Genomic DNA, 26,216 nt, shown 5'->3' on the forward strand with positions numbered 1-26,216 from the left:
AGCGGGCCGTGAGTCTTTTTGGCTGCTATAGCGACTCAAAGGACTCACGGCCCCGGACCTGCAGGAACATCCCTCCAGGTGCGGTCCCGCTGTCGTTTCTCCTTGCGGTCAGGGCAGGAAGCGCAGCCGGCCGTTCGCGGCGAACCGGTCGCGGAGGGATTCCTTGTCCGCCGCGGTCATCAGCTCGTACGACGGCTCGCCGCGACCTGCCCACCAGTGCACGTCGTCGGTGGTCCGCCAGCCGTCGGCCTGCATCTCCTTCTTGCGGAGCTTGTTCGAGCCGGTCGTGGGCAGCTGGTGCGACACGCGGATGTAGCGCGGCGCGCCCTTGGAGCCCAGATCTTCTTGCCTTGCGAGGAATTCCGGCAGGCCGAGATCCTCGAAGCTCATCCGCTCGGGGATCTCGACGGCCGCCATCACCTGATCGCCCGAGCGCGGGTCGGGCACCGCGAAGACGCCGGCGGCGACGACATCGGGGTGGCGGCGCAGGATCCGCTCGGTCAGCAGCGCGGAGATGTTCTCGCCGTCCACCCGGATCCAGTCGCCCGAGCGGCCGGCGAAGTAGAAGTAGCCCGCCGGATCGACGTACCCGAGGTCGCCGGTCCAGTACCAGCCGTGGCGCACCCGCTCGGCGTTGGCCGCCGGATTCTTGTAGTAGCCCTCGAACTTCGCGGCGCCCTCGGTGTTGACGATCTCGCCGATGGCGAGCTCGGCGTTGAGCACCCGGCCGTGCTCGTCCAGCTTCGCGGGCGGGCAGGTCTCGCGGGTCTCCGGGTCGACGACGCGGACGCCGGCGTGCGCGGGCACTCCGAGCGCCGCGGGCGGCCCGTCCGGGGCCTGGTTGATCATCCCGGCGCCTTCGCTGGACCCGTAGCCCTCGTACAGCGTCGCAGCGAAGCGGCGCTTGAACTCGGCCTGGTCCTCCGGCGACGCCTCGGTGCCGAAGCCGTGCGTCAGCGTGTTGTCGGCGTCGTCCGGTCGTTCCGGCCGGCCGAGGAGGTAGCCGAGCGCCTTGCCGACGTAGGTGAAGTACGTTGCGCCGTAATGGCGAACGTCGTCCAGGAAGCCCGACGCGGTGAACTTCGGCGTGAGCACGACGCACGCCCCCGCGAGCAGGGCGGGCGCCCAGAGGGCCATCAGCGCGTTGCCGTGGAACAGCGGCATGCAGCAGTAGCAGACGTCGTCGCGGCCGATGCGGTACTTCGCGGTGTTCTGGTACGCCAGCCCGACGAGCCGTCCCTGGGAGCAGATCGCGGCCTTCGACGCGCCGGTGGTCCCGGAGGTGAACAGCAGCAGCATCCGGGTCGCGGCCGTGACCGACGGATCCTTGGCCGGTTCGGGCCGGCTCGGGAGCTGCTCGGCGTACTCCGCCGAATCCACGAGCAGGAAGCGGTCCCGCGCCACGCCGATGTCGAGGCCGTCGAGGATCTCCAGCCCCGCCGCGTCGGTCACCACCAGCTGGAGGTCGGTGTTGCGCACCTCCTCCTCCAGGTAGGCGCCGCGGCGGGTGGGGTTGATGCCCACCACCGTCGCCCCGCCGAGCGCCGCCGCGCCCAGCCAGAGGATGAACTCCGGGACGTTGTCCAGGAGGATCCCGACGTGGCACGGCCGGTCCTCGTCGCGCAGCCGCCGCAGCAGGCCGGCGCGGGCGGCGCTGTCCCGGACGACCTCGTCCCAGGTCCAGGTCCGCTCCCGGGAGCGGAGCCCCGGCCGGTGGTCGCCGATCCGGTCGAGCAGCAGGTCGGCGATGGTCTCTCGTCGCTCGGTCATCGGTCCTCGCCGCTTCAGGAGACGTAACCGGCCTCGGTGCCCCAGGTCGCGGAGCGCGTGGTGCTCCGGTCGACCAGGACGCAGCGCGTGCCGGTGAAGTTCGTTGGCATGCAACGGTTGTTGTGGTTGCACAGCGACCGGACGCCCGCGTCGGCCTCGATCCGGTTCACCAGGTCGGGCTCGCGGAGCAGGGCGCGCGCCATCGCCACGAACTCGAAGCCCCCGGCCATCGCCTGGTCCATGATCCCCCGGTTCGTGATGCCGCCGAGCAGGATCATCGGCAGCTTGACGGCGGCCCGGATCTGGCGGGCGTCCTCGAGCAGGAAACCGTCCCGGTAGGGATACTCCCGCAGCACCTTGTTGCCGACGAGCTTCACGCCGAGCTTGATGGGCTGGGGCATGACGTCGGCGAACGCCTCCAGCGGCGCGTCGCCCTTGAACAGGTACATGGGGTTGCTCAGCGAGCTGCCCGCGGTCATCTCCAGCGCGTCGACCGTGCCGTCGGACTCCAGCCAGCGGGTCACCGCGATCGCCTCGTCGAGCCAGAAGCCGCCCGGCACGCCGTCGTCCATGTTCATCTTGGCGATGATCGCGATCCGGTCGTCGACGGCCTCGCGGACGGCCGTCATGATCTCCCGCGCGAACCGCGCCCGGTTCTCCAGGCTCCCGCCGTAGGAATCGGTGCGGTGGTTGAGCTTCGGGCTCAGGAAGGAGCTGGCCAGGTAGTTGTGGCCCAGGTGCACCTCGACCGCGTCGAAGCCCGCCTCGATGGCCATGCGCGCCGCCCGGGCGTGATCCCGCACGATGCGGCGCAGATCGTCCCGGGTGGCCTCCTTGGCGAAGCTGAGCGTGGTCTTGTGGAAGTGCCGGCTCGGCGCCAGCGCGGGCGCGCCGTTGCCCTTGGGGTTGGCGACCGGGCCGCCGTGCCCGATCTGCGCCGACGCGGCGGCGCCCTCGGCGTGGACCGCGGCGGTGAGCTTCTGCAGGCCCGGCAGCGATTCCGGGGTCCACAGGATCTGGTGCCGGTCGGTGCGCCCTTCGGGAGACACCGCGCAGTAGGCGACCGTGGTCATGCCCACGCCGCCGGCCGCGTGCCGGACGTGGAAGTCGACGAGATCCCGGGTGACCCTGCCCTTGTGGCTGAGACCTTCGTAGGTGGCGGCCTTGATAGTCCGGTTCCGGAGGGTCAGGGGGCCGATCCTGCCGGGGCTGAAGACGTCCGGGACGGTCCTGTCGGTGGTGGTCACGAAAGCTCCTGTTCGGTTTCTGCGCGGACGGTAGGTCGCCGGGGAGGTCCCGCATCCCGGCCGTCCCGCTCATCGGGAGGACCGGGTCAGCCGAAGAAGGCCTGGCCGCCGTCGAGGGGCACGGTGGCCCCGGTCAGGTAGCGCATGTCCGGGCCGACCAGGGCGACGACCGCGCGCCCGATGTCCGCCTCGCACTCGCCGATGCGGCCGAGCGGGATGGACTTGACGAATTCGGCGGCCTCCTCCGGGCTCCTCGCCACCCATGCCTCCAGCCCCGGGGACAGGGCGTGGGGCGCGATGGAGTTCGCGCGGATCCCGTCACGTCCCCACTCCGCGGCCGCGGTCCGGGTGAGCGAGCGGAGGGCCTGCTTCGCCGCGGCGTACGCGCCGTAGGTCGTGGGATCCCAGCGCACCATCGCGGAGGTGACGAGGTTGACGATGGAGCCGCCGCCGCGGGCCTTCAGGTGCGGGTGGCAGGCCTTCATGAAGGCGAACGCGGCGAACGGCGCGGTCCGGAAGCCCCGCTGGAAGTCGTCGTCGCTCATCGACAGCAGCGGCCCGAAGTGGCCGGTGTAGGCGTTGTTGACGAGCACGTCGACGCCGCCCAGCGTGCGGACGACCTGCTCCACCAGCGGCGGGATGGCGGCGGTGTCCGCCACGTCGACCGTGAACGGCACGGCCTCGGCGCCGCGTTCGCGGATCAGCTCGCAGGTGGCGCTCAGCTTCGCCTCGGTGCGGCCGATCACCGCCACGGACGCGCCTTCCCCGGCCAGCGCGAGCGCGATGCCCTGCCCGACGCCTTGCCCTGCCCCGGTGACCAGTGCGACCTTGCCCTGCAAGATGCCCATGCGGCGACTCCCAGATCGACGTGTGCTGCGCCTGCCCCGCACACAGTGGGGCGGATCGGGGCAGCGCCGAGCGGGCCGTCCCGCTCAGCGGGAGGACGGGCGAGCGCGCGTCCCGATGAACGGAAACTGCGCCTGTTGTCCGCACCGGGTGCCGCACGATTTGATGCGCTCAACGTCCCGGTCAGCAGCTGGAGGAACGCCACGCATGAGCACGACCGAACCTGCTGCCGTCATGACCGCCCTAACCGGGCCTGGCGGCGCTTTCGAACTCGCCGAAGAAGACGTGCTCGGCGCACGGCTGCCGGTGTTCAAGAACCGGGCCGGGTCGCTCGCCGAGATCCTCGCCGGTTCCACCGCGCACGGCGACCGCGACTACATCGTGACGGCCGACCGGCGGATCTCCTTCCGCGAGCACGCCGAGCAGGTCGCCGCGCTGGCCGCCGCCTTGCGGGAGGAGTTCGGCGTCGGCAAGGGCGACCGGGTCGCGATCGCCGCCGCCAACACGCCGGAATGGATCCTCGCGTTCTGGGCCACGATGGCCGTGGGCGGCATCGCCGTCGGGTTCAACGCCTGGTGGTCGGCCCGCGAGCTGGACCACGGCGTCGGCCTCGTCGAGCCGCGCGTGATAGTCGCCGACGCCAAGCGTGCCGCCCTGCTGGAGAACGGCTCCGCGCCGCTGCTCCGGATGGAACGGCAGGTCGGCGACCTGGTCCAGCGGTACGCGGGAGCGCCGCTGCCCGCCGTGGAGGTGGCCGAGGACGACCCCGCGATCGTCCTGTTCACCAGCGGGACGTCCGGCCGCCCCAAGGGAGCCGTCCACTCGCACCGCAACGTGTGCTCGGTCGTCGAGTACCACCGCATGAACGACGCCCTCGCCGCGGCGCTCCGCGACCCGGTCGACCCGCAGGACCGGCGATACCTGCTGGCGCTGCCCCTGTTCCACATCGCCGGCCTGCACAACCTGGCGGTGCCGAGGCTCGCGACCGGCAGCACCGTCGTCATGCACCAGGGCGCTTTCGACGTGGACGCGGTGCTCGGCCTGGTGGCTCGGGAGCGGGTGACCAACTGGGGCGCGGTGCCGACCCAGGCCCACCGGTTGCTGGAGCACGGCGACGTGTCGAAGCACGACCTCTCGGCCCTCACCGCGTTCTCCCTCGCCTCCGCGCCGTCGTCCACTGCGTTCAAGCAGCGCCTGCGGGAGAAGCTCCCCTTCGCGGAGAAGTCCCTTGTGGACAGCTATGGGATGACCGAGACCTGCACGGCGCTCACCGCCGCGAGCCCGGCGGACCTCGCCGAGGCGCCGGGTACCCTCGGCCGGCCGATCGCCGGCGTCCAGCTCGAGATCCGCGACCCGCTCGGAATCCCCTTGCCGGACGGCGAAGAGGGCGAGGTGTGCGTCCGCAGCGCCTACAACATGCTCGGCTACTGGAACGACCCGGAGGCGACGGGCAACACCATCCGGGAAGACCGGTGGCTGCACACCGGCGACATCGGGGTGGTCGAGCGGGGCAGGCTCCGGCTCAGCAGCCGGCGCTCCTGATCATCCGCGGCGGGGAGAACGTCTACCCGGCGGAGATCGAGGGCGTCCTCGCCGAGCACCCGCAGGTCCAGGAGTGCGCCGTGCTGGGCGTCCCGCACGCCGACCTCGGCCAGGAGGTGTTCGCGGTGGTGGTCACGGATCCCGGCAGCGGGCTCACCGAGGAGGAGCTGCGCGACTACGCCCGGGACCAGCTGGCCTACTTCAAAGTGCCGTCGCGGTGGCGGATCACCCACGACCGGCTGCCGCGCAACGCCACGGGCAAGGTGATCCGAACCGCGGTCCGCAAGGACGGCTAGACCGGCGGAGCGCGAAGACCGCCGTTCCACTTCGACGGAACGGCCGGGGTCTTCGCGCCCGGATTTCCCGGTTCCAGGCAACATCGGGCGCCCGCCACCCGCGCACGAGGCGGGACCTCACCCGGGATAACGTGCGATTTCAGGCAGAATTCGGAAGTCCACATCGGACCGATCCGCAGGCCGGCAGGGCTCCCGGTCCCGGGTGCGATCGGGAGCCCTGCCGGTCCAGGTCAGCGCGGTCGCGGCAGGTGCTTCGCGATGAACAGGCCTTCGGCCGACACGCACACCTCGCCCCGGGCCGTGATCGCGCCCGTCGTGCGGATCTTGCGCCCGTCGACCGCGACCTGCTCGCCGGTGACGGTCAGCGGCTCGAACAACGGGGTCGGCCGGTGGTAGCGCAGCGTGAGCTCGGCCGTCATCCCCGACAGCCCCGCCCAGTGGTTCGCCACGCCGAGGGTGTGGTCGAGCAGGAGCGCCGAGATCCCGCCGTGCACGTGCCCGGGCGGCCCCTGGTACGGCAGGCCCAGCGCCACCACCCCCTCGACCGAGCCGTCGTCCTTCCCGGTCAGGTGCAGCGGCGGCGCGATCGCGTTCTCGGGGCCGGTCACGGGGTCGTGGCGGGTGATGCCCTCCCCCGACCACATGTCCACCATCCGCTGGTCCATCGCGGGCGCGTGCTCGTCGAGGTGGTCCGCGACGGCGTTGAGCCGGTCCGCGACCTCCTTCATCTCCGCCGCCGACCCGTCCCCGGCGTGCAGCAGCGACGCGATCACCCGGCGGGCCGCCGACACCGCGGCGTCGACGCCCTCGTTGTGGGGCGTGGCGGTGAGTTCCAGCGGCTGCTCCTGGGCGGTGGTCACGACGCCACCTCCGCGGTGGCGTGGGTCAGCACCGGCGCGTCGTCGCGCTCGGGGCACGTCGAGCGCAGCACCAGCCGCCCGCCGTCGCGCCATACCGCGGTCCGGATGGTCTCCCCCGGCAGCAGCGTGCCGGCGAATCGCACCTCGAACGCGCGCAGCCGGGCGGCATCGCCGTCGAGCAGCCCGTCGACGATCGCCTTGGCGACCAGCCCGTAGGAGGCCAGGCCGTGCAGGATGGGCCGGTCGAAACCGGCCGCCCTGGCGAAGCCCGGATCGGCGTGGAGCGGATTCATGTCGCCGTTGAGCCGGTAGATCAGCGCCTGGGCGGGCGTCGTGGGCGACTCCAGCACGACATCCGGTTCGCGCTCCGGCAGTGCGGCCGCGACGTCCGGCCCCGGTTCTCCGCCGAACCCGCCCTCGCCGCGCGCCCAGGTCTGCATGGTCGTCGTCCACAGCGCAGTGCCGTCGCCGTCTGCGGCGGTCGATTCGAGCACGATCACCGCCGCCTTTCCCTTGTCCCACACGTCCGCGACGCGGCTGGTGACGGTTGCCGCGCCGGACGCGGGCAGCGGCCGGTGCACGCGGAGCGCCTGGCCCGCGTGCAGGATCTTGCGGAGGTCGATGTCGATCCCGGGCAGCGCCAGGCCCGGCGTGGTGCGGTCGCCCGCGGAGATGCCCTGCCCCGCCACCATCGCGAAGGTCGGCAGCACCTGGAGGCCGCCTTCGTAGGTGTAGGGCAGCTCCGGCTCGGTGTCGGCGCGGGCGCCGGCACCGAGCGAGAGGTGGTAGAGCAGCACGTCCCGCCGCGTCCACGAGATCTCGCGGATCGCGGGCCGGGCGTTCAGCGCCTCGTCGAGGTCGATGGCCATTCTTGCGTTTCTCCCGTGTGCGTCGAGCCGGTCTTGATCCCAGTTTTCGATCTTCATCTTTGAAGCGGCGCCAGCCGCTTGGCCGCCCTCGCAACTCGCACCGCCGCGGGTTCTTGGCGAGGCCAGTCCCCGATGCCGCGTATCGGGAGTTCGGGGACAGGCACTCGGGCCGGTCAGGGCTTGGGTCGGGGCTCTGGGTCGCGCGGGAGCCCCAGCAGCCGCTCGCCGACGATGTTGAGCTGGACCTCGGTGGTGCCGCCCGCGATCGACAGGCACCGGGTGTTGAGGAACTTCCAGGTCGCGCCGGGGGAATCCGCGGACGGCCGCTCGCCGTTGAGCAGCGCCGCGGGCCCCTGCCACTCCATCGCGGTCTCCCACACCTGCTGGATGTGCTCCACGCCGAGGAGCTTGGCGATGGACGACTCCGGTCCCGGCTGCTGCCCGCTCAGCGAGCGGATCGTCTGGCGGAGTCCGAGCAACGCGCCCGCCTGGGCGTCGGAGAGGATCTGCTCCAGCACCGCGAGGCGGTGGTCGTCGGCTTCCGCCGCCGCCAGTTCGAGCAGCGCCTCGCCGCCCGAACCCAGCGACGAGTCGTGCGAGAGCGCGACGCGCTCGTTGGCCAGGGTGGTGCGGGCGAGCTTCCAGCCGTCGCCGGGCTCGGCGACCAGCATGTCGTCGGGCACGAAGACGTCGTCCAGGAACACCTCGTTGAACAGGGCATCGCCGGTCAGCTCGCGCAGCGGCCTGATGGTGATGCCCGGGGCGTCCATGTTCAGCAGGAAGTACGACAGTCCCTTGTGCTTGGCCGCGTCCGGGTCGGTCCGGGCCAGGAGGATGCCGTAGTGCGCCTCGCGGGCCATCGAGGTCCACACCTTCTGGCCGTTGAGCTTCCAGCCGCCGTCGACCTTCTCCGCCCTGGTGGACAGGCCGGCCAGGTCGGATCCCGCGCCCGGCTCGGAGAACAGCTGGCACCAGGTGATGTCCCCGCGGAGCGTCGCCGGGAGGAACCGGCGCTGCTGCTCCTCGTCGCCGTGCTGGATCAGGGTCGGGACCACCCAGTTCCCGATCACCAGGTCGTGGGCGCGCACCTGCGCGGCCCGCATCTCCTCCGCGATGGTGAGCTGCTCGACGGCGTCGGCGCCCCGGCCCCACGGCTTCGGCAGGTGCGGCGCGGTGTAGCCGTGCTCGGCGAGGTAGGCGATGCGCTCCTCGCCCTGCAGGGCGGCCGCCTCGGCGAGCTCCGCGCGCACCACCGCCCGGATCTCCTCCGCCTCCGGCGGCAGGTCCACCGAAACCGCGCGGCGGGTGCCGTCCAGCGCCAGGCGCGCCACCCGCTGGTGCCAGTGGCCGGTGGCTCCCAGGAGCAGCCGCGACGTCTGCGCGCGGCGCAGGTAGAGACCCGCGTCGTGCTCCCAGGTGAACCCGATGCCGCCGAGCACCTGGATGCAGTCCTTCGCGGTGCTGAACCCGGCCTCGATGCCGGTGGCTCCCGCGACGGCGACGGCCAGCTCCACCTCGTCGGCGGCGTCCTGCGCGTCTTGCACGCGGGCGGCGTCCCAGGCGCAGGCCCGGGCGGCCTCGGTGCGGGCCAGCATGCGGGCGCAGCGGTGCTTGACGCCCTGGAACTGCCCGATCGGCCGGCCGAACTGCTCCCGCACCCGGGCGTACTCGGCGGCGGTCGTGGTGCACCAGTCGGCGATGCCGCACGCCTCCGCCGCGAAGAGCGTGGCGGCGAGGTCGTGCGGCCGGTGCGGCGCGACGCCGAGGACATCCCCGGCGGGCACCTGCGCGTGGGAGACCGCGATCTCGGCGAGCCGCCTGGTGAGGTCGTGGCTGGGCACCTCGGCGACCTCGGCCGCGGAGCGGGGCAGCACCACCCACGCCTGCTCCCCCTCCAGCGCGACGCGGAGGACGAGCACGTCCGCGAGGTGCGCGCCGAGCACCGGCTTGGCGGTCCCGGAGACGAGGAGGCGGCCGTCCGCGGTGCGTTCGGCGGTGAACCCGTCGCCGAGGGCGAGCGCGCCGGTCGCCGTTCCGTCCGCAAGCGCCGGGAGGTGCGTCTGGTGCCCCGCCTCGCGCAGCACCGCGCTGGTGAGCACGGTCGGCAGGAAGGGACCGGGCGCCATGCAGCGGCCGAGTTCTTCGAGGACGACGGCGAGTTCGAGCAACCCGTAACCGGCGCCGCCGACGGCCTCCGGCAGGTGCAGCCCGAGCAGGCCCTGCTCGGCCAGCTGCTTCCAGAAGGGCGGCAGCTGCTCCGCGTCGGCATCGACCGCCGCGCGCACCTCGGTCTCGGTGATGTGGCGGCCGGCGAAGGCCCGCACGGAGTCCCGCAGGTCGCGGTGCTCCTCGCTCAGTCCCAGAGTTCCTCGTGTCATCTCAGATCCGTTCGACGATGGTGGCCGTGGCGTGCGCGCCGCCGGCGCACATGGTGATCAGCGCGGTGGAGCGGTCGCTGCGTTCGAGTTCGTGGACGGCCTGGGTGATCAGCCGGGCGCCCGTGGAGCCGACGGCGTGCCCGAGCGCGATCGCGCCACCGTTGACGTTGACCTCGTCCATGTCGGCCCGGTGCACCTGCGCCCACGACAGCACGACGGACGCGAAGGCCTCGTTGATCTCCACCAGGTCGATGTCGCCGAGCGCCATGCCCGCCTTCTCCAGCACGTGCGCCGTGGCGTGCACGGGGCCGTCGAGGTGGTAGTACGGGTCGGAGCCCACCATTCCGGAGGCGACGATCCGGGCCCGCGGCCGCAGGCCCTCCGCCTCGGCCCGCTCCCGGCTCATCAGCAGCACGGCCGCCGCCCCGTCGCTGATCTGCGAGGAGTTGCCCGCGGTGTGGATGCCGTCGGTGATCACCGGCTTGAGCTTGGCGAGGCCCTCGGCCGTGGTCTCGCGCAGCCCCTGGTCCCGGGTCACCAGGGCGGTTTCGCCGGTGGGGCCGTCCTCGGTCAGGACCGGCGCGTCGACGGCGATGATCTGGCCGTCGAAGCGCCCCTCGGACCAGGCGACCGCCGCCTTCTGCTGGGAGGCCGCGCCGAGCGCGTCGGCGTCAGCGCGGGTGATGCCGCGGTTGCGGGCGATCCGCTCGGCGGCGGTGAACTGGTCGGGCATGTCGACCGACCAGGAGTCCGGCACCGGGATGCCGGTGCCCGGCGCCAGCGCCGCGCCGAGGAAGACGCGGCTCATCGCCTCGACGCCGCAGGCGATCCCGATGTCGACGGCGCCGCCGGCGATCAGCCCGGCGACCAGGTGCACGGCCTGCTGGGACGAGCCGCAGGCGCAGTCGATGCTGGTGCACGCGGTGGTGTGGGGCAGGCCGGCGTGCAGCCAGGCGTTCCGGGTGACGTTGTTGGACTGCTCCCCCACCTGCGTCACGCAGCCGCCGACGACCTGGCCGACCTTCGCCGGGTCCAGGCCGGCCCGGTCGAGCACGCCCCGCTGGGCGAGGCCGAGGAGTTCGGCGGGATGCAGCCCGGACAGGGCTCCGTAGCGCTTGCCGACCGGCGTTCGACCGGCCTCGACGATGACGGCCTCGGGCATCTGGCTTCTCCATCCGCATGCGGGACGACGCGCCCCACAGCACTAGAATTCATTATCTACCCGCATTGAAACACCTCCACAACGAGTGGGAGCTGTTTCAGGTTCGCTCAGTGGGACTGGGGGCGCCCGCTAGAAGAATGAATACTAGTTTTCGGCGCGAGACCGGGCACGGACGTGCCGGGACCGTCGGATGCAGGACGAGGAGCACGCGATGAGCGACAGCACGCTGGAAGGCCGCACCGCGGTCGTGACCGGCGCCGGCGCAGGGCTCGGGCGCGCGGAAGCGCTCGCGCTCGCGGCCCAGGGGGCCAATGTGGTCGTGAACGACATGGGACCGGCCGCCGAGGACGTCGTGAACGACATCAAGTCCGCGGGCGGCGACGCGGTGGCGGTGACCGGCGACGTGGGCGACTGGTCCACCGGTGACCGGCTGGTCGAGGCGGCCGTGGACACCTTCGGCGGCCTGGACGTCGTGGTGAACAACGCGGGCGTCCTGCGGGACACGATGATCTTCAACCTCACCGAGCGCGACTGGGACGACGTCATCCACGTCCACCTCAAGGGCCACGCGGCCGTCTCGCGCGCCGCGGCGGTGCACTGGCGCAACGCCAGCAAGGCGGCGGGCGGGCCCGTCTACGGCCGCATCGTGAACACCACGTCGGAGGCGTTCCTGTTCGGCGCCGCGGGGCAGCCGAACTACTCGGCGGCGAAGGCCGGCATCACCGCACTGACCCTGTCGAGCGCGCAGGGGCTGTCACGGTACGGGGTTCGCACCAACGCGATCTGCCCGCGGGCGCGGACCGGGATGACGGCCCACGTGTTCAGCGACGACCCGAACGGGGGCGGCCTGGACATCCTGGCGCCGGAGCGGGTGGGCGCGTTCGTGGCCTACCTGGCCTCGCCGGCGGCGGACGAGATCAACGGCCAGGTCTTCGTGGTCTACGGAGACATGGTCGCGCTGCTGGCCGCGCCCACGGTGGAGCGGAAGTTCACGACGGCGGCGGGCGCCTTCAGCGTCGCGGAGCTCGACGACCAGCTCACGCCGTACTTCGCGGGCCGGAGCCCGTACCGGACCTACGCGGCCTACAGCGTCGCGGAGCTGGACACCACGGGAGTGCAGAACATCGCGCCCCAGAAGAAGTAACCGCCACGCCCCGGTCCGCAATTTCCATTGAAATTGGACCTTCGATTTCAATGGAAATTGCGGACCAAGGCGGAACCCCGGCATCCCGGGGGATCGGGCCGGTGGGGCCGGTGGGTCCGGGGGGACCGGCGGACCCGGGGTGGGACCGGTGGGACCGGTGGGACCGAGATGAGACCGGTGGACCCGGGATGAGGCCGGTGGGACCGGGACCGGGTCGGTGGGGTGGGTCAGTCGTCCAGGGGGGTTCGGTTCGGGGCGTTCGAGCGGGCCGCCAGGAGGAGGCCGCAGGCGAGGCGGATCTCCACCTCGACGTCCGCCATCGAGATCCGGCCGTTGAGCGCCGAGCTCAGCATTCCGTACCAGCACTCGATGACGAGGCTCACGAGGCGGACGTCGCGGGCCGTCGGGCTCTCGAGGCCGAGCATCCGGAACACCGCCTCGTTCGTCATCTTGTCGATGCGGATCGCTTCGTTCACCGTCGCCGCGTTGGCCTGGACGTTGGACTGCATCATCGCGCTGGCCAGCAACGGCTTGCTCAGCAGCTGGCGGCTGGACCGCAGCAGCAGTTCGCACACCGCGTCCACCGGGTCCTGATCCGGGCGCGGCGGCCGCGCCAGCTTGTCCAGCTGCTCCACCTGCTCCGCCATGACGGCGGTGAACAGGTGCGTCTTCGAGGGGAAGTAGCGGTAGAGCGTGGCGATCGCGACGCCTGCTTCCTTGGCCACGTCATGCATCTGCACGCGGTCGAGCCCTCGCTCGGCCGCGAGGCCTGCGGCCGAGCGCAGGATCCGGCGCTGACGCGCCTTCTGCTCCTGCGAGCTCGGCTCCGCGGCCGGCCGGGCCTCGGCGATTCTCGGCACGTGTCCCCCCTCGGTTGATCCGCATCGACATCTGATTGTGCGGGTTCGCCTCGTGGCCGTCCCCGCCAACGTACCGCTCACCGGGACGGGCGGGCCCCGCGCCACGGGCTTCCGCCTTGCCCGAACGCGCGGCCGGGTGTTATGCGAGGGCGGCAGTCCGCTGGCAACGCTCACGGGTCTCCACCTGCGGCAACACAGCGTCGTGACCTCGACCGTCAGACCAGCGTGTCCTCGACGGGGAGGCTGAACGCGCCCATGCCGTACAGCGCCAGGGCGCGCTGCGGGTCGTTGGCGACGTGCGTGCTGCCCGCGTGCGCGTCGCGCCAGGCCCGTTCGATGGGGTTCCCCCGGCGCAGCGAGTTCCCGCCCGCGCTCTGGAACAGCAGGTCGATCGCCGCCAACGCGCGCTCGGTGGCGCGCACCTGATCCCGGCGGGCGCGCAGGCGCAGCTCCATCGGGATCTCCGCGTTCCGGACCGCATGGTCGTAGAGGTCGGTCATGTTGCGGTCCAGCTGCAGCACCGCCGCGTCGATCTCGGACGCCGCCCGCGCCACGGCCACCTGCGCGCCCTGGTCCTCCACGAACCGCCCGCCGCCGAGGCTCAGCCGCACCCGGTCGCGCATGGCCGACACGTAGGTCTCGTAGCAGCCGGACACGACTCCCACGACGGGTGCGGCGACGGCGGTCGTGAACACCGCGCCGAACGGCAGCGCGAACAGCGGGCCCGGGTTCACGACCCGGCCGGGGGCGCGCAGCTGCGACACGTCGTAGTTGCGGACGATTCGGTGCGCGGGCACGAACGCCTTGTCCACAACGACGTCGTTGCTGCCGGTGCCCCGCAGCCCCACCGGATCCCACACGTCCAGCACCTGGAAGTCCGCGTGCGGCACCAGGACGCTGAGGAAGTCGACCGGCCGTCCCTCGTCGCCGACGACCAGCCCGCCGAGCAGCGCCCAGCTCGCGTGGTCGCATCCGGACGCGAAGCCCCACCGGCCGCTGAGCAGGTAGCCGCCCTCGACCGCGGTCAGGCGGCCGATGGGCGCGTACGACGAGCAGATCAGCGCGTCCGGCCCGCGCGCCCAGACCTCGTCCTGCGCCTCGCCGGGAAACAGGCCGACGTGCCAGGGATGCACGCCGAGGATCGAGAGCACCCAGCCGCTGGAACCGCACACTGTGGACACTTCCCGGACCACCTCGTAGAAGCGCACGGGATCGCTTTCCAGGCCGCCGTAGCGCTTCGGCTGCAGCATCCGGAACGCGCCGGCGGACACCAGGTCGGCCACCGTCTCCGCCGGCAGCCGCCGGTCCTCCTCTGCGGCCCGGGTCCGCTCCGCGATCGCCGGCAGGACGTCGCGGACCCGCTCCAGCACCTCGTCGGTCATGCTCGTCCTCCCGTTGCGGCGTCGGGTTTCCCATCGTGCGGCCTGCCATCGGCAGCGGTCTCCGGGAGGTACCGGTGAGTGGGATCACCGGCGGTTCCGGCGGCCGCCGCCGCCTACCTTCGCGGTGACCTACTGCTCACGGGAAGGGATGACGAGCATGACCGCTGTGGAGGAGGTCCGGCACATCGAGGTGGACGACGCTCCCACCCGGTTCGCTCGCGGCTGGCACTGCCTCGGGCTCGCCAAGGACTTCAAGGACGGCAAGCCGCACACGGTGCAGGCGTTCGGCCAGAAGCTGGTGGTCTGGGCCGATTCCCACGGCGAGCTGAACGTGCTCGACGCGTACTGCCGGCACATGGGCGGCGACCTGTCGCAGGGCTCGGTCAAGGGCGACGAGATCGCCTGCCCGTTCCACGACTGGCGGTGGGGCGGCGACGGCAAGTGCAAGAGCATCCCCTACGCGCGCCGGGTTCCGCTGCGCGCGCGGACGGCGGCGTGGCCGACCCTGGAGCAGGACGACCTGTTCTTCGTGTGGAACGACCCCGAGGGCAATCCGCCGCCCGCCGACGTGACCATCCCGCGCATCGAAGGCGCCACCAGCGACGAGTGGACCGACTGGCAGTGGTACTCGGTCACCATCGAGAACGCGCACTGCCGCGAGATCGTGGACAACGTGGTGGACATGGCGCACTTCTTCTACGTCCACTACTCGTTCCCGACGTACTTCAAGAACATCTTCGAGGGCCACACCGCGACCCAGATCCAGAACGGCGTCGGGCGGGAGGACGCCCGCCCGCAGGAGTCCGGCAGCGGCGCGCCCCGCATGCTCGGCAACACGTCGGTGGCCGCCTACCACGGCCCGTCGTTCATGATCGACGACCTGACGTACCACTACAGCGACGGCGACGTCGAGTCGGTGCTGATCAACTGCCACTACCCGGTCACCGCGAACTCCTTCGTGCTGCAGTACGGGATCATCGTCAAGCGCACCGACCGGATGCGGGACGAGGACGCGGACGAGATGGCCCGCACGATGGGCGACTTCATCAAGATCGGCTTCGAGCAGGACGTGCAGATCTGGAAGAACAAGACCCGCATCGACAACCCGCTGCTGTGCGAGGAGGACGGCCCGGTCTACCAGCTTCGCCGGTGGTACGAGCAGTTCTACGTCGACGCGGCGGAGGTGACGCCCGAGATGGTGGAGCGGTTCGAGTTCGAGATCGACACCACCAGGCCGAACGAGGCCTGGCGCCGCGAGGTCGAGGAGAACCTGGCGCGGAAGGCGCAGGCGGTCTGATGGCGGTGCGCACAGACGGCCGGCTCGTCGATTCGCCCATGCAGCCCGTGCGGTGCGGCGCCTGCGGCGGCCGCGTCGAGGTCCGCAAGAGCAGCTGGGACCAGACCAGCATCCAGTGGCACGAGGACGCCGTCCGGGCCTGCGCGGAGCGCCGCGACGCGCAGCCGGGATCCGGGCCGAACGGCCGGTTCTTCAGCGGCTGCAAGGCATTGCGGGATTCCGTGCGCGCAGCGGCGGCCCGCGGCGAGATCGCGATCCAGGCGGAGGACTGAGTGCTCGACACCACGAAGTACGGACCATGGGCGGTCATCGCCGGCGGATCCGAAGGCGTGGGCGCCTCGTTCGCCCACCTGCTCGCCGATGCCGGGATCAACCTGGTGCTGATCGCGCGGAAACCGGGGCCGCTGAAGGCCACTGCCGATGCGGTGCGCGCCAAGGGCGTGCAGGTGCACGCACTTGAGCTCGACCTGCTCGACCCGGGCGCGTTGCGGTCCGTCAGGGAGGTCACCGACGACCTCGACGTCGGCCTGCTGATCTTCAACGCCGGCGCCAACACCTACGGCCACGAGTTCGTCACGGGCGACCTCGACCGCGTGCACGGCGTGATCGACCTGAACATCACCGCGCAGCTCGCGCTCACCCACCACTTCGGAGCGTTGCTGAAGGAGCGGGGCCGCGGCGGGGTGGTCCTGGTCGGCTCGATGGCGGGCTACCTCGGCCAGGCGCAGATCAGCGTCTACTCGGCGGTGAAGGCGTTCTCCCGGGTGTTCGCGGAGGGCCTGTGGCTCGAACTGCGAGAACACGGCGTGGACGTCCTGGAGCTGGTGCTCGGCGTGACCCGGACACCGGCGATGGAGCGCGCCGGGCTCAACTTCGGCATCCCGGGCCTCAACGTCGCAGAACCCGACGACGTGGCCCGGGAAGGCCTCGAACGGCTGCCGCACGGGCCGGTGTGGGTGGCGGGCGGCAACGCCGAGGCGGCGGAGAAGCGCAGCGGCCCCAACCGAGCGGAACTCGCCCTCGGCGCCCACGAGGCGTCGAAACGCCTGCTACCGCCCAAGTCGAAGGCCTGACGCGGCACGGATCACCGAGGAGCCCCGAGCGGTCTCGTGAGTGCTAAGACCGGTTCTTACCGGAATCAGCACTCACGAGGCCCACCCGCTCACCGCTCGAAACGCCCGGCCTTGACGGCCCGCAGGAACACGGCGACGTCGACGTCCAGACGTGGCCCGTCCGGATCCTTCGAGTCCCGGATCAGCCCGAGCGGGCTGGATAACTCGACGCAGTTGCCGTTGGCATTGGAGTAGCTGGACTTCCGCCAGGCATGGGTGCTCATCTTTCCTCCATCTCCGAAATGGTCTTTGCGATGAGGTCAATCGAGTCGGCTTCATCCATCGCGATCTCGCTGAGCCAGGTCACGGCCTTCCGGTATTCCGTGACATCGTGCTCGGTCGGGATGAAGGCACCCGAACTGTGATGTTCGAAGTGCACGACGGGCGAGGCGTCTCGGAACTCGTAGAGGACGAACGGACCCGCCCACCCCGGGTGCCATCCAATGCGCAGCGGCATCAGCTGCACGACCACATTGGGGCGTTCTGCCATTTCGATCAAGTGTCTGAGTTGATCGAGCACAACGCCTTCGGGACCGATGGGCTCGTGCAGAGTTGCCGCCCCGATCAGCGCATGGAAACTCACCGGATTCCGCTGGGTTAGGACCTCGCGACGGCTCACGTTGAGCATCACGCGCAACTCGATGTCGGTCTGCGACAACCCGGCGGCTTCCTTGACCGCTCTTGTGTAGTCGGAAGTCTGGAGCAATCCGGGCACTACCATCGGCGACCACTCGACGATCGATGAGGCCGAACGTTCGCACTCCACGACGCCTGCGAGCTGCTGCGGGATACCGTTCATCCCGACCGTGAGCCAGTTCGGCTCTGCAACGTTGCGCGCCAGGTCGAGGATTCTCTCCCGCTCGCGCGGGGAGACACGAAGCACGGTCAGGATCATCGCGACCGTTTCGACGTTGGGCACCCGATGGCCGTTCTCCCAGTGGGAGATCTGGGTATGCGACAGCTCCAGTTGTCTCGCCAGTTCTCGTGAACCGACACCGCTGGCCAATCTGGCTTCGCGGAGAGCCGCCGACAACGCCCTGGCACGCGGCGTACCTGCGGTTGCGGCCATGCACCACATCCTATTGGTTGATCAGCGCAAACAGATCACCCAATTAGATCACTGGTGGTGCACCCTGGCAACCAACCAACATGGTGTCTACGCAACCAATACAGATGTTCCGAACCGTGGAGGTGGTTTCGTTGGTGTCGGAGGTGTGGCCTCGGTGGTTGCCTTCGCCTGGATTGCGGGCGTTGGACACGCATCTCGTGCTTCGGCCCGGCGGGGCCGGTGAGTGCGGGGCCGAGGTGATGTGGGCCGCCGTCGGGCATCCGACCACGACTCGGCCGCGCTGCTCGGTGTGCGTGCAACTCTCCAAAGCGCGCAAGAACGCCTCGAATCCAGCCCGATCCGGCGCAACAGCACGGCACTTGCGGACGCAGCAGTGCATCAAGCGAGAACGGTGATCTGACCACATCGGACGGTGACAGGCCGGGAGGCGTCATGTTCTGGTTGCAGCTGGGCACGCTCATCGCGTTCAACGTCGTCATCTTCGCGATGCTGTTCATCCCGGTCTCGAATCCGCAGCACGGCGATGCGGGCGACGACGCCTACGGCGTGTGGCAGCTCATCCACGACATCGAAGCCGAACGCGACGCCGAGTACACCGGCCGCCACCGCCTCCGCGCTCCACCCGAAGGCGACTCGTCCAGAGCCGCCTGACCCCTGACCGGATCGGCGCGCCCTCCCCGACCCCAGCGCGCCGATCCTCCCGGTAGCCGGGCTTGCCCCCGACCCCGCCCGGCTACCGGGCCCCGTTCGTGAGCGGGAGTGCGAAGGCACTCGTTTCCCATTGGCGGGGTGGAGCCCTGGCGGTCGGCGGGGGTGCCGCCCGCCAGGGAGGTTCAGAGCAGCGCCTCGGCGGTGATCGGGAGTTCGCGGATGCGGCGTCCCGTGGCGTGGAAGACCGCGTTGGTGATGGCGGGTGCGACTCCGACGATCACGACCTCCCCCAGCCCCTTCACGCCGATGGGGTCTGCTTCCCGGTCTTCGCCGTCGAGGTAGATCGCCCGCAGGTCGGGGATGTCGGCGTTGACCGGGACGAGGTAGTCGGCCAAGTTGGCGTTGACGATCCGGCCGTCGCGGTGGTCGGTGACCGTGTGCTCCAGCAGCGCGGAGCCGATCCCTCCCACCATGCCGCCGAGCGCCTGGCTCTCCGCGAGTTTGGGGTTGACGATCCGGCCGGCGTCGTAGACGGCGAGCATCCGCCGCACCCGCACCAGGCCCAGTCGGTGATCGACGGCGACTTCGGCGAACACCGCGCCGTAGGCGCTCATGGAGGACCGGTCCTGCTCCGGTGGCGCGTAGCTGCCGATGATTTCGAGATGGGGCCGGTTGTTGCGGGTCAGGAGCTGCTGGTAGGTCTCCCCTCGGGTGGGGTCGTTCTTCACGTGCAACCGGCCCCGGCGCACGATGACATCGCCGGGATCGACGCCGTGCAGCGGAGAACGTGGATCGTTGACCGCCAACGCGATGGCCTGCTGACGCACCTTGTCGCAGCCGTCCTGGACGGCGGATCCGACGCTGGCCATGGTCATGGATCCGCCGTGCGGTGGGGTCGGTGGCATGAGGGAGTCGCCTAGCTCGAACCGCACCTCGCGCATCGACAAGCCGAGGGCGTCGGCGGCCACCTGCGGCATGGAGGTGTAGGTCCCGGGGCCCATGTCGCTGGTCGCGGACTGGACCAGCGCGGTGCCGTCGGCGCCCAGCCGCACGTAGGCGCGGGCGGCCATGCGAGCCGTGTGGTAGACGGCCGTGGCCATGCCGGTGCCGATCAGCCAGTCGCCCTCCCGAGTGGAGCCAGGCCGCGGATCCCGGCGGTTCCAGCCGAATTCCCGGGCACCCACGACGTAGCACTCGCGCAATCTCCGGGTCGAGAACGGCAGATCGTTGGACTCGTCCCGCTCGGGCTCGTTGCGCAGTCGCAGCTCGATCGGGTCCACACCGATCTCGTGGGCGAGTTCGTCCATCGTGGACTCGATGGCGAAGGCGGCGGTGGCTGTGCCCGGGCCGCGCATGTACGTCGGTGCGTTCGAGTCCAGCGGCACCGTCGCGTACGCCTGACTGACATGGGGCATGCTGTAGAGCATCTGCCCCGGTGCCAGGACGGCCTCGGTGAACTTCTCGTACGTCGCCGTTTCGCCGCGGATGTCGTGGGTCATCGCGACCAGCCGCCCACGCCGGTCGCTGCCCAGCCGCATCCGGTATTCGTACGCGGGCCGGTAACCGGTCCCGAAGTACATCTGCCTGCGGGTGAGCACGAGCTTGACCGGGCGCCGGGTCTCGCGCGCGGCCAGCGCCGCGATCGTGACGTGGGGCCACGCCCGCAGACCACTGCCGAATCCACCGCCGACGAACGGCGAGATCACCCGCACCGAGTCCTGCGGGATGCCGAAGACCGCAGCCAGTTCTTGCTGGGTGCCGCCGACCACCCACTGGGTCTTGTCCCACACGGTCAGCCGATCGCCGTCCCAACGCGCGATGGTGGCGTGCGGCTCCATCGGGTTGTGGTGGTTGCGGGCCAGCCGGTAACCCATCTCCAGCCGGACCTCCGCCGACCGCAGCGCCGCCTCCGCATCACCCCGCGCGTACGTGGTGGGCGCGTCGGCCCGCGCGGAGTTCAAGTCCGTCGAGGGCCTCGCAGCGTCATAGCGGACGTCGACGAGGCTCGCGGCGTGCCGCGCGGTTTCCAGGGTCGTGGCCACCACGACGGCGACCGGGTGACCGTGGAAGAGGACCTGGTCGTCCTGGAAGACGCGCAACCGCGCGCCGTCGGGGTTGTTCGAGCCCGAGTTGGGCTGGTAGGCCAGCCTGGGTGCATTGAGATGGCTGATCACCGTCAGCACGCCAGGCTGGGCGCGAGCCGCACGGGTGTCGATGCCGGTGATGCTCCCTCGGCCGATCGTGCTGTCCACGACAGCGGCGTAGACGGCCCCGTCGATGTCGTGGTCGGCGGCGTAGCCGGCCCGGCCGGTCACTTTCAGGAACCCGTCCACTCTGGACTGCGGGGTTCCGACGGCGATCCGTGGCTGCTGGGTCACTGGGTTCCTCCGACGATGCGAAGCTGACGTTCGACGGTTCGCTTGAGCAACTCGACCTTGAACTCGTTGTGCGCCAGTGGGCGGGCACCGTCCGCAGCCCGCCCGGCGGCGTCGGCCCACAACGCCTGCGACGGCCGCTGCCCGATGAGCCGCCGCTCCACAGCAGGCAGTTTCCACGGCACACTGCCCACTCCGCCGGCAGCGACCTTCGCCGTGCGGATGACGCCGCCCTGGAGGTGCAGTGCTACGGCCGCGGAGGTGAGTGCGAACTCGTAGCTCTGCCGGTCGCGCACCTTCAGGTAGCCCGACCGCAGCGGGCGCGGGTGAGCGGGAATCTCGACCGCAGTGATCAACTCGCCAGGCTGCAAGGACTGTTCGCGGTTGGGCGTGCTGCCCGGTGGCAGCAGGAAATCCGCGAAGGCAACGCTGCGCTCGCCGGCGGGACCCAGCAAGTGCACGGTCGTCTCCAGAGCGGCGAAGGCCACGGCGACGTCGGAAGGATGTGTTGCCACACACTGGTCAGAGGTGCCGAGGATCGCGTGCGTGCGGTTGATACCGTCCAACGCTGCGCAACCCGAACCCGGCGCACGCTTGTTGCAGGCCGACGTCACATCGCGGAAGTACGTGCACCGGGTGCGCTGCATGATGTTGCCGCCGATGGTCGCCATGTTGCGCAACTGCGCTGACGCGCTGAGCTCCAACGCTTGCGCGATGACCGGATACGAAGTGCGCACATCCAGGTGTGCGGCAGCCTCGGCCATCGTCACCAGAGCACCGATCCGCAGTCCTCCGCGCTCGGTGGTGGTGATGTCCCGAAGCGGAAGCGCAGCGATGTCGACCAGCTCGCCGGGACGCTCGACGGTTTCGCGCATCAGGTCGACGAGGGTGGTTCCCCCGGCGATGTAGCGTCCGCCGCGCTGCCCGGCGCCGATCGCCTCGCGGGTGTTGGAAACCCTGGTGTAGGAGAAGGGATGCATCCGGCTTCACTCCCCGGGTGCGGTCTGCTCGACCGCGTTGACGATCTTCACGTAGCAACCGCAGCGGCAGATGTTGCCGCTCATCCATTCCCGGATCTCCTCGCGAGAACCGGTGTGCCCTTCCCTGATGCAGCCGAGTCCGGACATGATCTGGCCCGGCGTGCAGTAGCCGCACTGGAACGCATCCTGATCGATGAACGCCTGCTGCAGCGGATGCAGTGCGCCACCGCCGGAAAGCCCTTCGATCGTGGTGACCTCCGCCCCGTCCAGGCGAACCGCCAACGTCAGGCACGCGTTGACGCGGCGACCGTCCACCAGAACCGTGCAGGCTCCGCACGCACCTGCATCGCAGCCCTTCTTCGTCCCGGGCAGCCCGAGGTGTTCGCGAAGCAGATCCAGCAGGGAAGTCCGGTTGTCGACCGTCACGACGTGCCGGATGCCGTTGACCGACAACGACACCCGGCTCGTCGGACCGCCTGCGGCGGCAGCCGGTGCGCATCCCAGCAACCCCGGCGTCGCGGCGGCGGCGCCGGCGACGGCGGAGGCCGCGATGAAGGTTCGCCGGCGCAGCTCCGACGACCGCTCGGAAGCGGGCACGACATGCGAGCCGGGAAGTTCAGAAGGTTCGGTGACCATGCATTCCTCTCTCAGCGCTCACCGGGGAAGAGAAGCCGTGTCAGAAGGTGAGGAGGGTCTTGATGGCACGGCGCTCGTCCATCGCCCGGTAGCCCTCGGCGGCCTGCTCCAACGGCAGGGTGAGGTCGAAGACCTTGCCGGGATCGATCTCCCGGCGCCAGATCAGGTCGATCAGCTCCGGCAAGTACTGGCGCACCGGCGCCGGACCGCCGTGCAGGTGCACGTGGGAGAAGAACAACTCGTCACCGGGCAACGCGACGTCGTGGGCGACGCCGACGTAGCCGACGTGCCCTCCCGGCCGGGCGGAGCGGATGGCCTGCATCATCGACTCCTGGGTGCCGACCGCCTCGACCACGCTGTGCGCGCCCAGCCCGCCGGTCAGCTCCTTGATCCTGGCCACGCCTTCGTCACCGCGTTCTTCGACGATGTCGGTGGCGCCGAACTCGCGGGCGAGCTTCTGGCGGGGTTCGTGGCGGCTCATCGCGATGATCCGCTCCGCGCCGAGCTGCTTCGCGGCCAGCACCGCGAGCAGGCCCACCGCCCCGTCGCCGACGACCGCGACCGTCTTGCCCGGCCCGGCCTCGGCCGCCACCGCACCGAACCAGCCGGTGCCGAGCACGTCGGAGGCGGTGAGCAGGCTCGGGATCAGATCCGCGGGCGGCAGCTCCGGGGTGGCGACGAGCGTGCCGTCGGCGAGGGGGACGCGCAGCAGCTGCGCCTGCGTCCCGATGGAGCCCATGATCACCCGGTTGACGCACGAGGGCTGATAGCCGGCCTGGCACACCTCGCAGGTGTTGTCGGAGGCGAAGAACGAGCCGACCACGAACTGTCCCGGCTCGATGTTCTCGACCTCGCCGCCGACCTCTTCGACGATGCCGACGTACTCGTGGCCCATCGGCGTCGGGCCGTCGAGCTGCTCGATGCCCCGGTACGGCCACAGGTCCGAGCCGCACACGCACGCCGCGGACAGGCGGATGATCGCGTCGGTCGGGTGGAGGATCTTCGGGTCCTCCCGCTCTTCCACCCGAACATCGCCGGGGGCGTGCATCACAGCACCAAGCATGATTTTCTCCTCGTGCAACTATCTTCTGCGGATACGACTGGCCCGTGGGTTCAGCTCACCGGAGCGGGAACAGGCGTCTCGTCTTCGCTTTCGCGACTACTTCCGGGCGCATCGTTTTGGGCGCGTCGAGTCGTGGCAGCCGCGAGCAGTCCGATCGGCAACAGCGCGGCACCGGTCACGACAGCGCCCAGCGCGGCAGGTCCGACCAGGCCCCACGAGGTCGACAGGGTGGCCCCGGCCACGGCGGCGCCGACGGCGGTGCCCAGGTTGAACGCCGCGGTCGCCAGCGAGGACGCCAGCGTCGAGCCGTTGCCCGCGTGGCGCAGCGTCTGGGCGATCAGCACCGGGTTGGCCCCGAGTCCCGACGCCCCGAGCAGGACGACCAGCGCGACCACGACCGTCGACCGGGTCGAACTGAACACGATCAGCACCAGCAACAACGCCGTCAGCGCGAACGCTCCGGCGACCGTCGCGAGCGGACTGCGGTCGCCGTGACGACCGCCCACGGCCGTGCCCACCAGCGCGCCGATCCCGAACCCGACCAGCACCAGGGGCACGAACTCGACCGGGATGCCGGCGCCGTCGGTGAGCAGCGGGCTGATGTAGCTGTAGGCACCGAGGAACCCGGCCTGGGCGAGCCCGATCGCGCCCAGCACGACCCACAACCGCCACGGCCGCAGCGTGGCCAGCTCCCCGCGCACCGTGACCTCCGCGCGCTGGGTGCCGGTGGCGGCCGGCATGAATCGCAGCACCGCCACGATGGCCAGCAGCGCCAGGCCGGCCAGCATCCAGAACGGGCCCCGCCAACCGGTGTACTGCCCGACGAAGGTGCCCAACGGCACTCCGGCGACCACGGCCAGGCTCAGCCCGCCCGACATCACCGACAGCGCCCGGGCACTCGCCCCCGGACCGGCGGCCGTGGTGGCCACCACGGCACCGACCGCCCAGAACGTCCCGGTGGCCAGCGCGGTGACCACCCGCGAGACCGTCACCACGGCGAACGAGCCGCTCAACGCCGCCACGACGTGCCCCACCGCGAACACCGCCAGCGACAGCACCAGCGTCGCCCGCTGGGGCAGGCGCAGCGTGGCCAACGCCATCACCGGCGGCCCGACGATCATCCCGACCGCGAACGCCGACACCAGCAGCCCCGCTCGTGCGACATCCACGCCCAGGTCGGCAGCCGCCTCGGGCAGCAGCCCCGCGATCATGAACTCGGTGGTGCCCATCAGGAAGATGCCCGCCGCGATCACGTAGACCAGTCCCGGCGTCCGCGTGCTGCTCGTGGCACCCCGCAGCGATGTGCTCAACGTCTCCGCCCCTCCAGGTGGCTCTTCATCGGGTCCGTCCCGCTGTTCCCGATGTGCAGCACCCAGACAACCCCGCGCGTCGCGGGTGTGGGAGGCGGCGTTCAGAGGGGTGCTGGCAGCACCCCCCTCGCAGAACCTGGCAGCGGTGGGCCGGGCGTCGTAACGTCGGCGGCATGGGCAAGCAGCACCACGCGGAGATCGGCGAGTTCCTGGCGTCGCGACGGGCCCGGATCACCCCCGACCGGGTCGGGCTGCCGGTCTACGACGCCGCCAAGCGCCGCGTGCCCGGACTGCGCCGCCAGGAGGTCGCCACCCTGGCCGGGCTTTCGGTCGACTACTACACGCAGATCGAGCGCGGGAAGGTCAACGGCATCTCCGAAGCCGTGCTCGACGCGATCGCCCGCGCCCTGCAGCTCGACGAGGCCGAACGCTCCCACCTGTTCGACCTGCACCGCAGCGCCACCACCAGCCCGCAGCGGCCCCGGCCCCGCCGCACGAAGACCATCCGGCCGATGGTGCAGCGCCTGGTGGACTCCATGACGGTGCCGGCGTTCGTGCGCAACGCCCGCCACGACTTCGTCTGCGGCAACCAGCTGGCCTACGCCTTCTACTCCCCGCTCTACCCCGACCCGCTGCACCCCGACCCCGGCCAGCCGGTCAACTTCGTCCGGTTCTGCTTCCTCGACCCCCGAGCGCGGGACTTCTACCCCGACTGGGAGTGGATGGCCGACAGCGCGGTCAACCTGCTGCGCACCGACGCCGGCCGCGACCCCTACGACCGGGGCATCTCCGACCTGGTCGGCGAACTGTCCACCCGCAGCGAGGAATTCCGGGTGCGCTGGGCCAAGCACAACGTGCGCCTGCACTACACCGGCACCAAGACCTTCCACCACCCCGTCGTCGGCGACATCACGGTCACCTACGAAACGATGCCGCTGCCCGCCGATCCCGGCCTGGTCCTCACCATCTACAGCCCCGAACCCGGCAGCCCTTCGGCCGACGCCATGACGCTCCTCGCCACCTGGGCCGCCACCCACCTCGGCGAAACCGCTCTCGCGGCCGACGACCAAGCCGAACGGTCGCCATCCCAGCACCCCGAGCCCTGACGTCCCACTCCTCGGTCGCAGCGTCCGCGGTGGACTCGAGCGCGGCTTCGCAATGCTGCGCGGGCACACACGAGACGTCGCCGCCCGGGAGGCAGAACGCCGTTTTCGCGCGAAACCGGCGCTCCGCGTGAGGACGAGACGCCGGTTTCGCGCGAAAACGCCGCACCGCGTGAGGACGAGACGCCGGTTTCGCGCGAAAACGCCGCACCGCGTGAGGACGAGACGCCGGTTTCGCGCGAAAACGCCGCACCGCGTGAGGAC

24 protein-coding genes are annotated in these 26,216 nt (G+C 70.8%); 8 read left to right on the forward strand and 16 right to left on the reverse strand.

From position 1 onward, the window contains the following. Nucleotides 1-108: 108 nt before the first annotated feature. The 3 genes from casI to AC07EQ_RS00905 all read right to left on the reverse strand — a co-directional run bounded on the left by casI (nt 109) and on the right by AC07EQ_RS00905 (nt 3,865). Nucleotides 109-1,770 (reverse strand): steroid-22-oyl-CoA synthetase, encoded by a 1,662-nt coding sequence (casI, locus tag AC07EQ_RS00895; protein ID WP_478385806.1) that lies wholly within the window; start codon nt 1,768-1,770, stop codon nt 109-111. Between the two features lie 14 nt (nt 1,771-1,784). Further along, nucleotides 1,785-3,017 (reverse strand): NADH:flavin oxidoreductase, encoded by a 1,233-nt coding sequence (locus AC07EQ_RS00900; RefSeq protein WP_478385808.1) that lies wholly within the window; start codon nt 3,015-3,017, stop codon nt 1,785-1,787. 86 nt (nt 3,018-3,103) lie between these two features. Next, nucleotides 3,104-3,865: an SDR family NAD(P)-dependent oxidoreductase gene (locus AC07EQ_RS00905; RefSeq protein ID WP_478385810.1), complete on the reverse strand. Its 762-nt coding sequence runs from the start codon at nt 3,863-3,865 to the stop codon at nt 3,104-3,106. A gap of 205 nt (nt 3,866-4,070) precedes the next feature. Between AC07EQ_RS00905 and AC07EQ_RS00910 the strand changes: the two genes are divergently transcribed. Further along, nucleotides 4,071-5,405, forward strand: a complete 1,335-nt coding sequence (locus tag AC07EQ_RS00910; protein WP_478385812.1) for a class I adenylate-forming enzyme family protein — start codon at nt 4,071-4,073, stop codon at nt 5,403-5,405. After that, nucleotides 5,336-5,701, forward strand: a complete 366-nt coding sequence (locus tag AC07EQ_RS00915; protein ID WP_478385814.1) for an AMP-binding enzyme — start codon at nt 5,336-5,338, stop codon at nt 5,699-5,701. Before AC07EQ_RS00910 ends, AC07EQ_RS00915 begins: the two co-directional genes overlap by 70 nt. 230 nt (nt 5,702-5,931) lie before the next feature. On the opposite strand, the gene AC07EQ_RS00920 is transcribed toward AC07EQ_RS00915, so the two are convergent. From AC07EQ_RS00920 to AC07EQ_RS00935, 4 genes are all read right to left on the reverse strand, one after another. After that, nucleotides 5,932-6,561 carry a PaaI family thioesterase gene (locus AC07EQ_RS00920; RefSeq protein ID WP_478385816.1) on the reverse strand — a complete coding sequence of 210 codons (630 nt, stop codon included), beginning with the start codon at nt 6,559-6,561 and terminating at the stop codon, nt 5,932-5,934. Then, nucleotides 6,558-7,430, reverse strand: coding sequence for a MaoC/PaaZ C-terminal domain-containing protein (locus tag AC07EQ_RS00925; protein WP_478385818.1), 873 nt, complete (start codon nt 7,428-7,430; stop codon nt 6,558-6,560). Before AC07EQ_RS00925 ends, AC07EQ_RS00920 begins: the two co-directional genes overlap by 4 nt. A 173-nt stretch (nt 7,431-7,603) precedes the next feature. After that, nucleotides 7,604-9,808, reverse strand: a complete 2,205-nt coding sequence (locus AC07EQ_RS00930; protein ID WP_478385820.1) for an acyl-CoA dehydrogenase — start codon at nt 9,806-9,808, stop codon at nt 7,604-7,606. A 1-nt stretch (nt 9,809) separates the two neighbouring features. Beyond that, nucleotides 9,810-10,970 carry a steroid 3-ketoacyl-CoA thiolase gene (locus tag AC07EQ_RS00935; RefSeq protein WP_478385822.1) on the reverse strand — a complete coding sequence of 387 codons (1,161 nt, stop codon included), beginning with the start codon at nt 10,968-10,970 and terminating at the stop codon, nt 9,810-9,812. 211 nt (nt 10,971-11,181) lie between these two features. Here AC07EQ_RS00935 and AC07EQ_RS00940 point away from each other — a divergent pair, with 211 nt between their 5' ends. Continuing rightward, nucleotides 11,182-12,114, forward strand: a complete 933-nt coding sequence (locus tag AC07EQ_RS00940) for a 3-oxoacyl-ACP reductase (protein ID WP_478385824.1) — start codon at nt 11,182-11,184, stop codon at nt 12,112-12,114. 227 nt (nt 12,115-12,341) lie between these two features. Here the strand turns inward: AC07EQ_RS00940 and AC07EQ_RS00945 are convergent, their stop codons facing one another. Next, nucleotides 12,342-12,974, reverse strand: a complete 633-nt coding sequence (locus AC07EQ_RS00945; RefSeq protein ID WP_478385826.1) for a TetR/AcrR family transcriptional regulator — start codon at nt 12,972-12,974, stop codon at nt 12,342-12,344. A gap of 215 nt (nt 12,975-13,189) precedes the next feature. Next, complete coding sequence (gene hsaA, locus AC07EQ_RS00950; protein WP_478385828.1) at nt 13,190-14,356, reverse strand: 3-hydroxy-9,10-secoandrosta-1,3,5(10)-triene-9,17-dione monooxygenase oxygenase subunit; 1,167 nt, start codon at nt 14,354-14,356, stop codon at nt 13,190-13,192. 148 nt (nt 14,357-14,504) lie between these two features. On the opposite strand from hsaA, the gene AC07EQ_RS00955 reads away from it, so the two are divergent. Genes AC07EQ_RS00955 through AC07EQ_RS00965 form a run of 3 tightly spaced genes read left to right on the forward strand, consistent with a single transcriptional unit; the run spans nt 14,505 to nt 16,726 of the window. Beyond that, nucleotides 14,505-15,653: a 3-ketosteroid-9-alpha-monooxygenase, oxygenase component gene (locus AC07EQ_RS00955; protein ID WP_478385830.1), complete on the forward strand. Its 1,149-nt coding sequence runs from the start codon at nt 14,505-14,507 to the stop codon at nt 15,651-15,653. Next, nucleotides 15,653-15,925 carry a ferredoxin gene (locus tag AC07EQ_RS00960; RefSeq protein WP_132495107.1) on the forward strand — a complete coding sequence of 91 codons (273 nt, stop codon included), beginning with the start codon at nt 15,653-15,655 and terminating at the stop codon, nt 15,923-15,925. Before AC07EQ_RS00955 ends, AC07EQ_RS00960 begins: the two co-directional genes overlap by 1 nt. Then, the gene (locus AC07EQ_RS00965; protein ID WP_478385832.1) at nt 15,926-16,726 is read left to right on the forward strand and encodes an SDR family NAD(P)-dependent oxidoreductase; all 801 of its coding nucleotides are present in this window, start codon (nt 15,926-15,928) and stop codon (nt 16,724-16,726) included. Between the two features lie 89 nt (nt 16,727-16,815). Here AC07EQ_RS00965 and AC07EQ_RS00970 read toward each other — a convergent pair whose 3' ends face one another. Continuing rightward, nucleotides 16,816-16,989, reverse strand: coding sequence for a DUF397 domain-containing protein (locus AC07EQ_RS00970; RefSeq protein ID WP_478385834.1), 174 nt, complete (start codon nt 16,987-16,989; stop codon nt 16,816-16,818). Then, entirely contained in the window at nt 16,986-17,834 is an 849-nt protein-coding gene (locus AC07EQ_RS00975) for a helix-turn-helix domain-containing protein (RefSeq protein WP_478385836.1), read from the reverse strand. The genes AC07EQ_RS00970 and AC07EQ_RS00975 overlap by 4 nt, the downstream gene beginning before the upstream one ends. 432 nt (nt 17,835-18,266) lie before the next feature. On the opposite strand from AC07EQ_RS00975, the gene AC07EQ_RS00980 reads away from it, so the two are divergent. Continuing rightward, nucleotides 18,267-18,485: a hypothetical protein gene (locus AC07EQ_RS00980; protein WP_478385838.1), complete on the forward strand. Its 219-nt coding sequence runs from the start codon at nt 18,267-18,269 to the stop codon at nt 18,483-18,485. Nucleotides 18,486-18,667: 182 nt separating this feature from the next. On the opposite strand, the gene AC07EQ_RS00985 is transcribed toward AC07EQ_RS00980, so the two are convergent. Genes AC07EQ_RS00985 through AC07EQ_RS01005 form a run of 5 tightly spaced genes read right to left on the reverse strand, consistent with a single transcriptional unit; the run spans nt 18,668 to nt 24,849 of the window. Continuing rightward, complete coding sequence (locus AC07EQ_RS00985) at nt 18,668-20,863, reverse strand: xanthine dehydrogenase family protein molybdopterin-binding subunit (RefSeq protein ID WP_478385840.1); 2,196 nt, start codon at nt 20,861-20,863, stop codon at nt 18,668-18,670. After that, nucleotides 20,860-21,840 (reverse strand): FAD binding domain-containing protein, encoded by a 981-nt coding sequence (locus tag AC07EQ_RS00990; protein WP_478385842.1) that lies wholly within the window; start codon nt 21,838-21,840, stop codon nt 20,860-20,862. Before AC07EQ_RS00990 ends, AC07EQ_RS00985 begins: the two co-directional genes overlap by 4 nt. Before the next feature lie 6 nt (nt 21,841-21,846). Continuing rightward, on the reverse strand, nt 21,847-22,476 hold the full coding sequence (locus tag AC07EQ_RS00995; protein ID WP_478385844.1) for a (2Fe-2S)-binding protein: 630 nt from the start codon (nt 22,474-22,476) through the stop codon (nt 21,847-21,849). 40 nt (nt 22,477-22,516) lie between these two features. Beyond that, nucleotides 22,517-23,539, reverse strand: a complete 1,023-nt coding sequence (locus tag AC07EQ_RS01000; RefSeq protein ID WP_478385846.1) for a zinc-dependent alcohol dehydrogenase family protein — start codon at nt 23,537-23,539, stop codon at nt 22,517-22,519. A gap of 50 nt (nt 23,540-23,589) precedes the next feature. Then, the gene (locus tag AC07EQ_RS01005; RefSeq protein ID WP_478385848.1) at nt 23,590-24,849 is read right to left on the reverse strand and encodes an MFS transporter; all 1,260 of its coding nucleotides are present in this window, start codon (nt 24,847-24,849) and stop codon (nt 23,590-23,592) included. Between the two features lie 173 nt (nt 24,850-25,022). On the opposite strand from AC07EQ_RS01005, the gene AC07EQ_RS01010 reads away from it, so the two are divergent. Continuing rightward, nucleotides 25,023-25,955, forward strand: a complete 933-nt coding sequence (locus AC07EQ_RS01010; RefSeq protein WP_478385850.1) for a helix-turn-helix transcriptional regulator — start codon at nt 25,023-25,025, stop codon at nt 25,953-25,955. Nucleotides 25,956-26,216 lie beyond the last annotated feature (261 nt).

The sequence above is a fragment of the Saccharopolyspora sp. NPDC045839 genome, from assembly GCF_056431645.1.